Here is a 13,310-nt window from a genome sequence, read left to right on the forward strand (position 1 = left end):
TACATTCGGTGTATACGCTCGGTGTATGAGCGGAATGAATAGTTCGAACGCCCTGCTCGGCATCCTGGGGACGGGGCCGGGCTACGGGTACGACCTGAAGCACGACTACGACCGGCTGTTCGGCGCCGAGAAGCCCCTCGCCTTCGGGCAGGTGTACGCGACCCTGGCGCGTCTGCTCAAGCACGGCCTGATCGAACTGCTCGGCGACGAGGCCGGCGGCGGCCCCGATCGCAAGCGCTACGAGATCACGCCCGCCGGCCGGGAGCGCATCGCCGAGTGGCTCTTCGCCGTCGAGGTGCCCTCGGCCGCGCTCCAGAGCGACCTCTTCGCGAAGACGGTGATCGCGCTGCTCCTCGACGACGACGCCGAACGCCTGCTCGACGCACAGCGCTCCGGCCACCTGGCGCGCATGCGCGACCTCACCAAGCGCAAGATCGGCTCCGACCTGCCGACCGTGCTGCTGTGCGACCACGCGCTGTTCCACATCGAGGCCGATCTGCGCTGGATCGATCTCACCTCCGCGCGCCTCGGCGCGCTCCGCGAGGAGGTGCGCGCGTGAGCTCGGCACCTCCCATTCTGCGGCTCCGCGGCGTGCGCAAGCGCTTCGGCCTCGACACGGCCCTCGACGGCGTCGATCTCGATGTGCGCGCGGGCGAGGTGCTCGCGATCATGGGCCCCTCGGGGTCCGGGAAGTCGACGCTGCTGCACGTCCTGGCGGGCGTGTACGCACCCGATGAGGGATCCGCGCACTACCTCGACACGCTCGTGAGCGAGCTGGGGGAGGCCGACCGCGCCCGGCTCCGGCTCGAGGAGTTCGGCTTCGTCTTCCAGTTCGGACAGCTGCTGCCCGACCTCACCGCGCTCGACAACGTGGCGCTTCCGCTGCTGATCGCCGGCCGCCCGCGTCGGCAGGCGGTGCGCCAGGCGAAGTCCTGGCTGGTGCAGCTCGGTCTCGCGGACCACGCGGGCAAGCGTCCCGGCGAACTGTCGGGCGGGCAGGCGCAGCGCGTCGCGATCGCGCGTGCGCTCGTGACCGCACCGCGCATCGTCTTCGCCGACGAGCCGACCGGCTCGCTCGACTCGCTCTCCGCCGAGCAGGTCATGGCGACCCTGCTCGAGCTCGCGAAGGGAACCGGCGCCACCGTGGTCATCGTCACCCACGATCCCCGCGTCGCCGCGTACGCGGACCGCGAGGTCGTCGTGCGCGACGGACGCATCTCGGGCGTCGGGATCCTCGCGTGAACGCGTTCCGCCTCGGCTGGCTGTTCGCCCGCACCGAGCGGTCGGGGCGGGGCCGGCTCGCCGGCGTCGCCGTGGGGGTCGCCGTCGGCGTCGCGCTCATGCTCCTCGTGGTGGCGGCCTACAACGGGCTCAACAGCCGCAACGAGCGCTCGACCTGGACCTACCTGTCGGGCGAGCACGCGAACGCCGAGCGGACCGAGCCGCTTGGCCCCGATGAGGCCGTCGCGCTCACGAGCGGCCGGGTGGGGGCGGCGCCCGAGCCGTTCCGGGGCGCCGGGATCACCCGCCTCGACGTGGCGACGTCGCCCGACACCGCGCTGCGGATCCCGGGCGTCGAACGGATCCCGCGACCGGGGGAGTACCTGGCATCGCCGGCGCTCGAACGGCTGATCGCCGAGAACCCCGCCGACCAGTTGGGGGACCGGTACGGGAACCCGATCGGCACCATCGACGACTCGGGGCTCGCGAGCCCCGACGCGCTCGTCGCGGTCGTCGGCGCCGACGTCGATCAGGTGAAGAACCGGCTCGGGGCGACGCTCGTGCACGGCTTCGGTACGTTCACCTTCCCGAGCCAGGGCTACGAACTGGTCACGCTCGCGGGCGGGTTCGCCGTGATCTTCCCGGTCGGCGTGCTCATCGTGATCCTCACGAGGCTCGGGCAGGCCGCGCGCTCCGAGCGGATCTCGACGATCCGCCTCATCGGGGCGCGCCCGAGCCAGGTCGCGGGCGCGACGGCGGTCGAGACGGGGCTCCCGAGCCTCGTCGGAGCGATCCTCGGTGTCGGCCTGTTCTGGGCACTGCGCCCGATCGCCGCGATGGTGCCCGTCGAGGGGATGCGTTTCTACTCCGACGACCTCGCCGTCTCCGGCGCGGTTCAGTCGGGCGTCGCCCTCGGCGTGGCCGTCATCACCTGCGCGATCGCCTACGTGACCGCACTGCGAACCGGATTCGGTCCGCTCGGCGCCAGCCGCGAGCGGCAGGAGCGTCGCCCGCGGATCCTCTCGCTGCTCCCGCTGGTGCTCGGCGGTGCGGTGATCGCCGGAACCACGGTGCTGACCATCTCGGGGGTGCCGATCCCGTATACCGGCGAGCTGCTCGTCGCGGGATTCGTCCTGATGACCACGGGACTGCTGTTCGCCGGTCCGTACCTGACCGGGCTCGTGAGCCGCGCGGGTGCGCGGGGCAGCGGGCGACCGTCGGTGCTGCTCGCCATGAACCGGATCACCCGTCACCCCCGCGCGACCTTCCGCGCCGTCGGCGGCATGGCGCTGGCCCTCTTCGTCGTGACCACCTTCGTCGTCGGGGCGACGACGGAGCGCGAGGCGGAGTTCGCGGTCGCCCCGCCGGCGGAGCTCCTGAGCCCGAACGTGCTCGTCGCCTCCGTCGCGCCGGGGGAGCCGGACACCGATTCGCGCCTCGAACGCGGTCTCGCGCAGATCGCGCGGACGCCGGGTGTGAACGCCGCGTTCGTGGGGCGCTCCTTCGAGGGCATCACCGGAGAGGGGACCGAGCAGATCTCGGGCCTCGTGATCCCGGCCGACGGCGCCCGCGCGATCGGACTCGACCCCGAACCCGGAGCCGAGTTCATCGCGATCGAGGATCCGGGCGGGTACTTCGGCAACTTCGAGGTGACCGGCGAGCCCGCGCGCATCTCGACCGTCTCTGCGGCGGACGCGATGGCGATGAACCCCATGCAGGTGCTCATCGGGACCGACGGCTCCGCAGCCGCGCTCGACCGGGCCCGTACCGCCGTGGTCGAATCCGACCTCCCGCTGCAGGCGGGGCCGACGACGCGCGCCGAGGACGCCGGCATCGGCATCGGAGCGGCGAGCTGGGCCGCGAGGTACTCGATCCTCGCGGGGATCGGCGTGCTCATCGCCGCCGCCATCTCGGCGATCTCGCTCGCGATCTCGACGGCCGCCGGGATCATCGATCGGCGGCGCGTACTCGGTCTGCTCCGGCTGAGCGGTGCGCCCGCCCGACTCGTCAGACGCATGATCGTGATCGAGACGGCCGTGCCGCTGCTCGCGGTCATCGTGCCGAGCATCGGGCTCGGGTGGCTGTCGGCGTGGGGACTCGTGACCGGGCTTTCGGAGGGGCGGCGCACGGTCTCCGTTCCGGATCCCGAGGCGTTCGGTGTGCTCGGCGTGTGCCTGCTGCTCGTCGGTCTCGCGGTCGCGGTCGCGTTCGCGGCCTCGCGGCCGGGGCGCGGTGCGGCGGCGACCAGGTTCGAATAGGTGCGCGGGTCTCCCCGTCACCGCCCGGCGGAGGTGACGGGGAGCACCAGCGCCGAGCGGACGCAGGCTCGAGCCAGCGCAGCCGTCGGATCGACGATCTGAGGGCCTGCATCGATCCGCTCGCTCAGGATCGGCAGCTCGGTGCAGGCGGTGACGACCCGCGTCGCCCCGCTCCGCGCGAGCGCTTCGAGTACCGGCGACAGCAGCTCGACTCCGCGTTCGATCTCGCCCGCTTTCACCGCGGTGATTGCGGCGATGACCGCGTGCTGCTCCGCGTCCCGCGGATGGAGGACCGCGACACCGTTGCCGATGAGTCGGTCCGTGTAGATCCCGCTCGCCATCGTCGCCGCGGTTCCGAGCACCGCGACCGCGCCGCGGGGCGGCTCGGCGCCGCTCCCGGCGGTCAGGATCTCGTCCACCGTCGAACCGATCATGTCGAGAACGGGTATTCCCGCCCGCCGTCGCACGGCGCCGAGGAACAGGTGCGCCGTGTTGCAGGGCACGGCGATGAAGTCCGCCCCGGACTCCTCGAGGAGGCGGGCGCCCGCGATCAGACCGCGCACCGGGCTCGGCCCTCCGCGGAGGAACGCTTCTGCCCGGTCCGGGATCGAGGGATCCGACCAGATGAGCGTGCGGAGGTGATCCTGATCCCGGTGCGCGGGCGTCGCCTCGACGAGCTTGCGATAGAAGTCCGCGGTGGCGGCGGGGCCCATGCCGCCGAGTACGCCGACGACGGGTGCGGAGGATCCCATGACCGTCATTCCCGTCTCCCTCCGCACCTCGCCACCGGCTCCGCGCCGGCCTCTTCACGCTAGATCCGTGCGGCGTTCCAGCGCATCCCCGCGGGCACGCGGGTCATCGATGCTGAGCCGCAGCAACGGTGAGCCTCGCAGCGCGCCGTGCCGCGGGGGGCGCTGCTAGCGTGAGCCGCGCGCCGGGAACGGATGCGGATCGGAACGAGGGGGAGCGATGGAACGACCGACCACGGCGGGTGATGACGGGATCGTGATCCTCGCGCTCCGCGAGGACGAGCGACTCGCCGGCAGTGCGCGCCGGGGCGCGCTGCGCGGCCTGCGTCTCGCGGTGAAGGACAACATCGATATCGCGGGCGTCACGACGACTCAGGGCTCACGGTTCGCGGGAGAGGTCGCCTCCGCGACCGCGCCCGTGGTCACGGCGCTCGAGCAGCGTGGTGCGACCACTGTCGCGAAGGTCAACCTGCACGAGTTCGCCTACGGCACGACGAGTGCGAACCCCTGGTTCGGTGCAGTGCCCAATCCGGCGCGGCCCGACCGGATCCCCGGCGGATCCTCCGGAGGCAGCGCTGCTGCGCTCGCCGCGGGCATCGCCGACCTCGCGCTCGGCACCGACACGGCGGGATCCATTCGCATGCCCGCCGCGTGCGTCGGGGTCGTCGGCCTCCGACCGCGTACCGGAAGCCTCGATCGCTCGGGAGTGCGCCCCCTCTGCCCGAGCTTCGACGCGGTCGGGCCGCTCGCTCGCACCGTCGCCGACGTCGTGCTCGCGTGGGACGCCCTGGTCGACGGAGCGCCCGGACCTGCCGCGGTCGTCCGCGACAGGAGCCGAAACGGGGCGCACCTCGGCGGGGACGCCTCGCAGGGTCCGCGGATCGGACTGATCGGGTTCGACCTCGACCCCGCGACCGGCATGGCGCACGCGCTGGACCGGGGCACTGGGTCGGACGGGCTCGGGTCGGCGCTCGGGAAGATCGGCGCGCGCACCGATCCGGACCCCGGCATTGACTGCGCCGGGCTCGACCGCGTGCTGGAGGACTTCTGGCCCGCCTTCCGCTTCGAAGCATCGCGCACGCACGCCCGGTGGTTCCCCGCGCGTGCCGCGGAGTACGACCCGAGCGTGGCGCGCAAGCTCGCCGGCGCAGCCGGCGTGGAGACCGCGGTGCACGCGGCATCGCTCGCCGCCCTCGTGCGGAGGCGCAGCGCGCTGCTCGCCGACTGGGACGCGAACGGCATCGATGCCGTGCTCACCCCGACGCTCGGCTGCCCGGTGCCTCCCGTCGGGAGCGACGAGTTCGCCGTGCAGGACGCCCTCGGCCGCTTCGCGGCGCCGTGGTCGGCGCTCGACCTGCCCGCCCTCGCCATCGGCGGAGTGCAGATCGTCGCCCGCACCGAGGCCGATGCGCTCGCCCTCGGTCTGCGGCTCGAAGCCGAAGGGCTCGTCGCGCGGCCGGCTCCCTGAGGCGCTAGCGCGCGAGCGCCCGTTCGAATGCGCGCCGCAGGGCATCGATCGCGGCGCCGGTGGCCGCGCGCGGCGCTGCCGGCGAGACCAGCGCGTGCAGGCTGCGGGAGAAGTGCAGGCCGACCGCGTCGACGGCGACCGCGGTCGGCGGCGCGGCGTTCGCGACGGTCTCGGGGACGAGCGCCGCCGCGGATCCCGAGGCGACGAGGTCGACGAAGACGTCGAAGTCGTCGGCGTAGGCGAGCGGGCGCGGGAGGATCCCAGCGGTGCGGAATGCGTCGGCCATGACGGTCGCGTCGCTCGAACCCGGGTGGTGCAGCGCCCAGGGCAGGCCGGAGAGCGTGTCGGCCTGCAGCGCGCCGTCGCGGTGCAGGTCCCACTCGCGGGGCAGCAGCAGTCGGTAGCGTTCGACGCCGAGGTCGACCTCGGTGAGCGTCGCGGGCCAGGCGAGCCCGGTGCTCGAGCAGCGGTAGACCACGGTGAGATCCGGGGTGTCGCCGTCGGCCAGCGCCCGGATCGCTGCCGAGGGGTCGTGGACCGAGAAGCGCACCCGGGTGCCCGTCTCGGCGAGACGCGGGTCGTGCAGGATCTCGGGCGCGACGACGCGGGCGAGGCTCGCGTAGAGCGCGATCGTGAGCTCGTCGACGTTCGCCTCGTGCGCGCTGCGCGCCGCCTGCAGCACCGCATCGAGGTCCGCGAACACCGGGGCCGCCCGGCGCGCCATGGCGAGCGCGGCCTCGGTGGGGCGCGTGCTGCGCGCGGTCCGTTCGAACAGGGGGAGCCCCGCCGCAGCCTCGAGCGCCGCCATCTGCTGCGACACCGCCGACGCCGTGTAGCCGAGACGGTTGGCGGCCCCGGCGAAGGACCCGTGGCCGATCACCTCGACCAGGGTCCGCAGATGAACCGGATTGAGCATCAGCGCTCCTTATTGTCAGCGTGTCGGATTGCGGCGGCCGGGGGGATTGGCCGCGGCAAACAATGGACTCTATTGTTGCTTGCATTGGCATCGACGCCAAGAGGTGAGGGAGGAACGCTGATGGTCAAGCGCCTGTTGACGCATCCGAGGATCCTGACCGACACCGGTCGCCCGCTCGACGGGGTCGACGCGATCCTCGTCGACGACGGGCGCATCGCGGCGCTCGGGTCCCGGCACGACCTGCGAGCGGCGCATCCGGGGGTCCCCGAACTCGCACTGCCCGGTGCGGTGCTCGTTCCCGGTTTCCACGATGCGCACATCCACTCAGGCAACGTCGCCCGCGGACTCGCTTCCTTCGACCTGCGCGCGGCGGATACCCTTCAGGACGCGCTCGACGTGCTCCGAGCGCACCTCGACGCGCACCCGGGCGACGGCTGGGTGACGGGCGGACGCTGGGACAGCAACCGATGGCCGACCGGGGTTCCCACCCGTCACGACCTCGATGCGGTGTGCGCGGACCGCCCGCTCGCGCTGCCGAGCCTCGACGGGCACTCCATCTGGCTCAACACCCTCGCGCTCGAGCTCGCCGGCATCGACCGGTCGACCCCCGACCCGGTCGGCGGAGACATCGCCCGCGAATCCGACGGCGCGACCCCCGCCGGGGTGCTCCGTGAGACCGCCGTCGACCCCGTCCGCGAACTGTCCGAGCGCGAGCAGGACGCGGCGCTGCCCGAACTGCTGCTGCGGGCGCAGGCGCACCTGCACTCCCTCGGCCTGACCCGCCTCACCGATCTCGACGAGCAGCCCACCCGGGAGGCGTTCGAGGCTCTGCGCGCCGACGATCGGCTCCGCATCCGCGTGCACAAGGGCACCCCGATGCCCGACCTCGAGCGAGCGATCGCCGAGGGGCGGCGTACGGGCGCCGGCGACCGGTGGATCACCGAGGGGCCCGTGAAGCTGTTCTCCGACGGCGCGCTCGGCTCCCACAGCGCCCACATGCACGCCGACTTCGCCGACGATCCGGGCAACCGGGGCATCGAGGTGATGACGGTCGAGCAGATCGCCGATCACGTCGCGCGCGCGAACGCCGCGGGCCTCGCCGTCGCCACCCACGCCATCGGCGACGAGGCCAACCGGCGCGTGCTCGACGCGTACGAGCGGAACGTCGCGCTGACTCGGGAGCGCGGCCTCCGCAACCGCATCGAGCACGCGCAGCACCTGATCCACGAGGATCTGCGGCGCTTCGCCCCACTCGGCGTCGTCGCCTCGCTGCAGCCCTTGCACTGCACCACCGACTTCGAACTCGCCGGACGCCGCATCGGCGAGCGCCGACTCGCCAACTACGCCTGGCGGTCCTTCCTCGACAGCGGCGCGATCCTGGCATTCGGGTCCGATGCCCCGATCGAACCGGCGGACGTGCTTGCCGGGATCCGAGCAGCGGTCACGCGGCAACGCGCTGACGGCGCACCGGCGGGCGGTTTCGAGCCCGAGGAGCGGCTGACCGCGGGCGAAGCGCTCGCCGCCTACACCTCGGGCGCCGCGCTCGCCGCCGGCCTCGAGGGCAGCGCGGGGCGGGTCGCCATCGGCTGCGACGCCGACTTCGTCGCGCTCGGTGCCGATCCCACGACCGTCGACCCCGCGGAGATCGCGGGGATCGCCATCGCCGGCACGATCGTCGACGGCGAGGTCGTGTTCGCGCCCGGCGGGTGAGCCGGGACCCCGAGACCCGGCCCCGCGACCGCGAGGCCGTCAGCCCACCGCGCCCGGCACCCGCCGGGCCCATCGAAGGAGTCGCAATGACGCAACGCCCGACCACCATCCGAATCGCCTCGGGGATCATCGCCGCCGGCGCCCTGCTCGTCGGTCTCACCGCCTGCGGCGGCCAGAGCCTCTCCGACGTCAAGAAATCCGAGAACGCGGCTGCAGGGGGCACCTACTCGAACGACGGCGCCCTGCCGGCGCCGTCGGAGGAGAAGGCCAAGGACGTCATCGAGCGGATCGAGGTGGACCAGGCGCTCGCGAAGCAGGTGCCCGACAAGATCCGGAAGAGCGGACTGCGGGTCACGACCTCGGTCGGGTACCCGCCCATGGAGGAGTGGGCGACGAACGGCACCGACATCATCGGGGTCGACCCCGCGCTCGCGAACGCGATCTCCCGCAAGCTCGGGCTGAAGATGACGATCCAGGATCAGGAGTTCAACTCCATGATCCCCGGCCTCATCTCCGGCCGCTACGACCTGCTGCTCTCCTCGATGACGGACAACGCGGAGCGCCGCGAGACGACCACCTTCGTCGACTACGTGAAGGCCGGCAACGCGTTCCTCGTCGCCACCGGCAACCCGTCCAGGGTCGCGGTCCCCGCCGACCTGTGCGGCAAGACCGTCGCGGTCGTCGAAGGAGGCTCCTCGGCGCTCCTCGCGGAGCAGTTCTCGAAGGACTGCGCTGCGAAGAGCAAGCCCGCCTACGACGTGCTGAAGCTCGCGGGCGACAGCGAGGCGAACCTCGCCGTGCAGAGCGGCCGAGCGGTCGCCACGATCACCGACTACCCGGTCGCCGTCGCGCACGCGGCCGATCCGGCCTCGAAGTCGGAGGCGGTGCGCATCGACGGCGACGAGAGCATCTGGGGGATCGGTGTCGATAACTCGAACGCGGAGTTCGCGAAGGTGGTGCAGGGTGCCGTGCAGTCCCTGATGGACGACGGCAGCTACGAGAAGCTCCTCGACGCCTGGGGCGTCGGCGAGATGGCGCTCTCGAAGGCGACCATCAACGGCGGGGCCTGAGCGGCAACGCCGAGGGGAGGAACATCGTGTCCGCAGCATCCGGGGTCCGAACGGCCCCCATCGTCTCCACCGACGGCACCCGTATCGAGATCGCCCGGCAGTGGCATCCGAAGCGCTGGATCGTCGGCGCCTTCGCTCTCGCGTTCGTCGCCTGGGCGGTCTCCATCGTCGTCTTCAACGAGAACATCCGCTGGAACCGCGTCTGGGAGTACCTGTTCTCCGCTCGGATCCTCGAGGGGGTCTGGGTCACCATCTGGGTGAGCATCGTCGCGACGATCCTCGGTCTCGTGCTCGGCGTGATCCTCGCGGTGATGAAGCTCTCTCAGAATCCGGTCCTGCGCTGGATCGCCGAGGGTTACATCTGGTTCTTCCGCGGGACCCCGGTGCTGGTGCAGCTGATCTTCTGGTTCAACCTCGCCTTCCTGCTGCCGTACATCACGCTGCAGATCCCGTTCACCGACATCGGCATGCGGTGGGACACCAACGCAGTGATCTCGGGGTCGGTCGCGGCACTGCTCGGCCTCGGCCTGAACCTCGCCGCGTACTTCGCGGAGACCGTGCGGGCCGGGATCCAGGCCGTCGACCGGGGGCAGACCGAAGCCGCGCTCGCGGGCGGCCTGACGCGTGCGCAGACGATGCGGCTCATCGTGCTGCCGCAGGCGCTGCGGATCATCATCCCGCCGACGGGCAACGAGTTCATCTCGATGCTCAAGACGACCTCGCTCATCGTCGTCGTGGCAGGCAACGACCTCATGACCCGCGCCAGCCAGGTCTACAAGCAGAACAACCTGATCATCGAACTGCTGATCGTCGCGAGCCTCTGGTACATGCTCATGACCGCCGTCGCCACGTTCCTGCAGTCCCGGCTCGAGAAGCGGTTCGGCCAGGATCGCGTGCGGCTCGTGCGCGGCGAGACCTTCAGCCAGCAGATCGTCCGCGTCGCGACCGGCGCGATCCGCGTGCCGCGCCGCGGCGACGTCAAGGAAGGAGCGGGCGCATGAGCGACGCACTCGTCCACGCGAGCGGCGTGGTCAAATCGTTCGGTGATCACCGGGTGCTCACCGGGGTCGACTTCGCGGTCAGGCCCGGCGAGGTCAGCTGCATCATCGGGCCGTCGGGGTCCGGCAAGTCGACGTTCCTCCGCACCATCAACGGGCTCGAGACCGTCGACGACGGCAGTCTCGTGGTCGACGGCGAGCAGGTCGGGTTCCGGCTGCAGGGCGGGCGCTACCACCCCTGGACGGGGGCCGAGTGGGCGCGGTTCCGTTCCCGCATCGGCATGGTGTTCCAGCGTTTCAACCTCTACGGCCACATGGACGCCACCGAGAACGTCGCGGCCAGCCTGATCCACGTCAAGCGGATGCCCCGTCGCGAAGCCACCGAGCGCGCGCTCGAGGAGCTCGCGCGGGTCGGCCTCGCCGAGCACACGCACAAGCGGCCGCACCAGCTCTCGGGCGGCCAGCAGCAGCGCGTCGCGATCGCGCGCGCACTCGCGATGGATCCCGACCTCATGCTGTTCGACGAACCGACGAGCGCACTCGATCCCGAACTCGTCGACGAGGTGCTCGAGACGATGCGCGGACTCGCCGAGCGCGGCATGACGATGATCGTCGTCACGCACGAGATCGGCTTCGCGCGCGAAGTCGGGGACACCCTCTCGTTCTTCGATCGCGGTCGCGTGCTCGAATCGGGCACCCCCGAGGAGGTGCTCTCGGGCAGCGGGTCGGAGCGCACGCGGGCGTTCGTGGACCGGGTCCGGTGAGCGCGCAGGCGCGACCCCGCGCGCAGGACCTCGGGATCCCCTCCGGGTCGTTCCCGCGGGGCGAGTGGAACGCCATCACCGACGTCCCGGGGGTGCGGGTCGGGCACACGACCGTGCAGGACGACCGGCTGAGCACGGGCGTCACGGCGATCGTGCCCGACGCGCTCGGCGCCGACCGGCGCTGGCTGCCCGCCGGGCTCTCGGTCGGCAACGGCTACGGGAAGCTCATCGGCGCGACGCAGCTCGTCGAGCTCGGCGCGATCGAGACGCCGATCCTGCTCACGAGCACGCTCTCGGCATTCCGCGTCGCCGACGCGCTCGTCGGGTACCTGCTCGAGCAGCCCTGGCACGCGGGCACGACCACCCTGAACCCGATCGTGGGCGAGACGAACGACGGATTCCTCTCGGACATCCGGAGCCGTCCGGTCGGCGACGCGCAGGCACGCGCGGCGCTCGACGCCGCGGCCGGCGGGGAGGTCGCCGAGGGCGGCGTCGGGGCCGGCACCGGCACCGTCGCGCTCGGGTACAAGGGCGGGATCGGGACCGCCTCGCGTCTCGTCGAGATCGACGGGCGCGCCTGCACCGTCGGGGCGATCGTGCAGAGCAACTACACCGGCACCATGCGGCTCGCCGGCGTCGCGCTGCCCGCCGACGAACTGCTCGACGCCGAGCCGGCGGAGACGATCGGCAACTCGTGCATGATCGTCGTCGCAACCGACGCCCCGCTCGACGGGCGCCAGCTCGGACGCGTCGCGAACCGGGCCGTCTTCGCGCTGCGCGGCACCGGATCCGACTTCGCGCAGGGGAGCGGCGACTACGCGATCGCGTTCTCCGTCGGAGAAGGACCCGCCCCCGACGACGAGGCGCTGTCGCCCGTCTTCCTCGCGACCATGGAAGCGGTCGAGGAAGCGCTCGTCAACTCGGTGCTGCGAGCCGAGACCCGGGTCGGGTTCGAGGGGCGCACCGCCCGGGCGATCCCGATCGACCGGGTGCGGGAGCGCTTGCTGCGCGCCGGAGCGGTCGCGGCTCCGGTCGCTCCCTAGACTGAGGCCGTGAGCGAGAAAGACGACCCCAGGATCACCGAAGCCCTCGACGCGGCGATGGAGGCGGCCGGCGTGCGCGAGCAGCGCGCGCTGGTCCGTCGGATCCTGCGGGCCGGCGTCGGGCTGGGCGCGGACGGGACCGAGCGGCTCGATCTCAAGATCACGGCCGCGGCGGTGGAGGAGATGCGGGCGGCATTCCGCCTCTTCGCGCCGTTCGTCGGGACCTCGAAGGTCACGATCTTCGGGTCCGCGCGCACTCAGGTGCAGGATCCCCTCTGGCTCGGTGCGGAGGCCGTCGCGCACGGGCTCGCCGAGCAGGGGTGGATGGTCGTCACCGGTGCCGGCCCCGGGATCATGGAGGCCGCGGCGACCGGTGCGGGCCCGGAACACTCGCTCGGCGTCTCGATCCGGCTGCCCTTCGAGGAGCAGCCGAACGACCTGGTCACTCTCGACGGGCACCACGTGTCGATGAAGTACTTCTTCACCCGCAAGCTGATGCTCGTGAAGGAGTCGCTCGGCTTCGTCTGCCTGCCCGGCGGGTTCGGCACGATGGACGAGACCTTCGAGCTGCTGACCCTGCAGCAGACCGGCAAGATGGTGCCGGTGCCGATCGTGCTGCTCGATCGGCGGGGCGGCACGTTCTGGCGCGGACTGGAGCGCTTCGTCACCGAGGAGCTCGCGGGGTCGGGCATGATCGCTGCGGGGGATCTCGACCGCGTGCTCATCACCGAGTCGCCGGAGGAGGCGATCGCCGAGATCACCGGCTTCTGGCGGAACTACCACTCGCTCCGCTGGGTCGGTCCGGAGCTCGTGCTGCGATTGCGAGCCGAGCCGAGCGACGCCGAGATCGCGGAGCTGAACGAGCGCTTCGGCGAGATGTGCCTGTCGGGCGGCTTCGCGCGCACGGTGCCCCTCGCCGACGAGCGCGACGAACCCGAGACCGCCGAGCTGCCGCGGATCGTCTTCACCCCGCAGCGGCGTGCCGTCGGTGAGCTGCACCGCCTGATCCGGGCGCTCAACCGTCTCGCGTCGGCCCCGGACGAGGCGACGGTGCCCGATCCGGTCTGAGCAGGCTCCCGTGACGACCGGGTTCGCGTGCTCGTGGGTTCGCGT

Annotated in this window: 12 protein-coding genes; 10 read left to right on the forward strand and 2 right to left on the reverse strand. The window is 72.0% G+C overall.

The genetic code is table 11. The features are described 5' to 3' along the window. Positions 1 to 25 precede the first annotated feature (25 nt). From BMH31_RS03945 to BMH31_RS03955, 3 genes are read left to right on the forward strand one after another with little or no spacing between them, the layout of a single operon-like run. Entirely contained in the window at positions 26 to 559 is a 534-nt protein-coding gene (locus BMH31_RS03945) for a PadR family transcriptional regulator (protein WP_231580832.1), read from the forward strand. Then, the gene (locus BMH31_RS03950; protein WP_099724348.1) at positions 556 to 1,242 is read left to right on the forward strand and encodes an ABC transporter ATP-binding protein; all 687 of its coding nucleotides are present in this window, start codon (positions 556 to 558) and stop codon (positions 1,240 to 1,242) included. The genes BMH31_RS03945 and BMH31_RS03950 overlap by 4 nt, the downstream gene beginning before the upstream one ends. Beyond that, positions 1,239 to 3,479, forward strand: coding sequence for an FtsX-like permease family protein (locus BMH31_RS03955; RefSeq protein ID WP_099724347.1), 2,241 nt, complete (start codon positions 1,239 to 1,241; stop codon positions 3,477 to 3,479). The genes BMH31_RS03950 and BMH31_RS03955 overlap by 4 nt, the downstream gene beginning before the upstream one ends. A gap of 17 nt (positions 3,480 to 3,496) precedes the next feature. Here the strand turns inward: BMH31_RS03955 and BMH31_RS03960 are convergent, their stop codons facing one another. Next, on the reverse strand, positions 3,497 to 4,240 hold the full coding sequence (locus tag BMH31_RS03960) for an amino acid racemase (protein ID WP_199068302.1): 744 nt from the start codon (positions 4,238 to 4,240) through the stop codon (positions 3,497 to 3,499). 208 nt (positions 4,241 to 4,448) lie between these two features. On the opposite strand from BMH31_RS03960, the gene BMH31_RS03965 reads away from it, so the two are divergent. After that, a complete protein-coding gene (locus BMH31_RS03965) occupies positions 4,449 to 5,696 on the forward strand; it encodes an amidase (protein WP_099724346.1) in 1,248 nt (415 codons plus the stop codon). Between the two features lie 4 nt (positions 5,697 to 5,700). On the opposite strand, the gene BMH31_RS03970 is transcribed toward BMH31_RS03965, so the two are convergent. Then, entirely contained in the window at positions 5,701 to 6,612 is a 912-nt protein-coding gene (locus BMH31_RS03970) for a LysR family transcriptional regulator (protein WP_099724345.1), read from the reverse strand. 120 nt (positions 6,613 to 6,732) lie between these two features. On the opposite strand from BMH31_RS03970, the gene BMH31_RS03975 reads away from it, so the two are divergent. The 6 genes from BMH31_RS03975 to BMH31_RS04000 all read left to right on the forward strand — a co-directional run bounded on the left by BMH31_RS03975 (position 6,733) and on the right by BMH31_RS04000 (position 13,265). Further along, entirely contained in the window at positions 6,733 to 8,322 is a 1,590-nt protein-coding gene (locus BMH31_RS03975; RefSeq protein ID WP_143469789.1) for an amidohydrolase, read from the forward strand. Positions 8,323 to 8,408: 86 nt separating this feature from the next. After that, positions 8,409 to 9,392, forward strand: coding sequence for an ABC transporter substrate-binding protein (locus tag BMH31_RS03980; protein WP_099724344.1), 984 nt, complete (start codon positions 8,409 to 8,411; stop codon positions 9,390 to 9,392). A 26-nt stretch (positions 9,393 to 9,418) separates the two neighbouring features. Next, positions 9,419 to 10,393: an amino acid ABC transporter permease gene (locus BMH31_RS03985; RefSeq protein WP_241898123.1), complete on the forward strand. Its 975-nt coding sequence runs from the start codon at positions 9,419 to 9,421 to the stop codon at positions 10,391 to 10,393. Beyond that, positions 10,390 to 11,154, forward strand: coding sequence for an amino acid ABC transporter ATP-binding protein (locus tag BMH31_RS03990; protein ID WP_099724343.1), 765 nt, complete (start codon positions 10,390 to 10,392; stop codon positions 11,152 to 11,154). Before BMH31_RS03985 ends, BMH31_RS03990 begins: the two co-directional genes overlap by 4 nt. After that, positions 11,151 to 12,197, forward strand: coding sequence for a P1 family peptidase (locus BMH31_RS03995; protein WP_099724342.1), 1,047 nt, complete (start codon positions 11,151 to 11,153; stop codon positions 12,195 to 12,197). The genes BMH31_RS03990 and BMH31_RS03995 overlap by 4 nt, the downstream gene beginning before the upstream one ends. 57 nt (positions 12,198 to 12,254) lie before the next feature. Further along, complete coding sequence (locus BMH31_RS04000; protein ID WP_099724473.1) at positions 12,255 to 13,265, forward strand: TIGR00730 family Rossman fold protein; 1,011 nt, start codon at positions 12,255 to 12,257, stop codon at positions 13,263 to 13,265. Positions 13,266 to 13,310 lie beyond the last annotated feature (45 nt).

This window comes from Leucobacter sp. OLIS6 (assembly GCF_002752355.1).
GTDB lineage: Bacteria > Actinomycetota > Actinomycetes > Actinomycetales > Microbacteriaceae > Leucobacter.

Excerpts from the sequence above, each read along its gene's own strand:
- BMH31_RS03945 (WP_231580832.1), top strand. The coding sequence starts at position 26 with ATGAGCGGAATGAATAGTTCGAACGCCCTGCTCGGCATCCTGGGGACG.
- BMH31_RS03960 (WP_199068302.1), bottom strand. The coding sequence starts at position 4,240 with ATGACGGTCATGGGATCCTCCGCACCCGTCGTCGGCGTACTCGGCGGC.
- BMH31_RS03965 (WP_099724346.1), top strand. The coding sequence starts at position 4,449 with ATGGAACGACCGACCACGGCGGGTGATGACGGGATCGTGATCCTCGCG.
- BMH31_RS03970 (WP_099724345.1), bottom strand. The coding sequence starts at position 6,612 with ATGCTCAATCCGGTTCATCTGCGGACCCTGGTCGAGGTGATCGGCCAC.
- BMH31_RS03975 (WP_143469789.1), top strand. The coding sequence starts at position 6,733 with ATGGTCAAGCGCCTGTTGACGCATCCGAGGATCCTGACCGACACCGGT.
- BMH31_RS03980 (WP_099724344.1), top strand. The coding sequence starts at position 8,409 with ATGACGCAACGCCCGACCACCATCCGAATCGCCTCGGGGATCATCGCC.
- BMH31_RS03990 (WP_099724343.1), top strand. The coding sequence starts at position 10,390 with ATGAGCGACGCACTCGTCCACGCGAGCGGCGTGGTCAAATCGTTCGGT.
- BMH31_RS04000 (WP_099724473.1), top strand. The coding sequence starts at position 12,255 with ATGGAGGCGGCCGGCGTGCGCGAGCAGCGCGCGCTGGTCCGTCGGATC.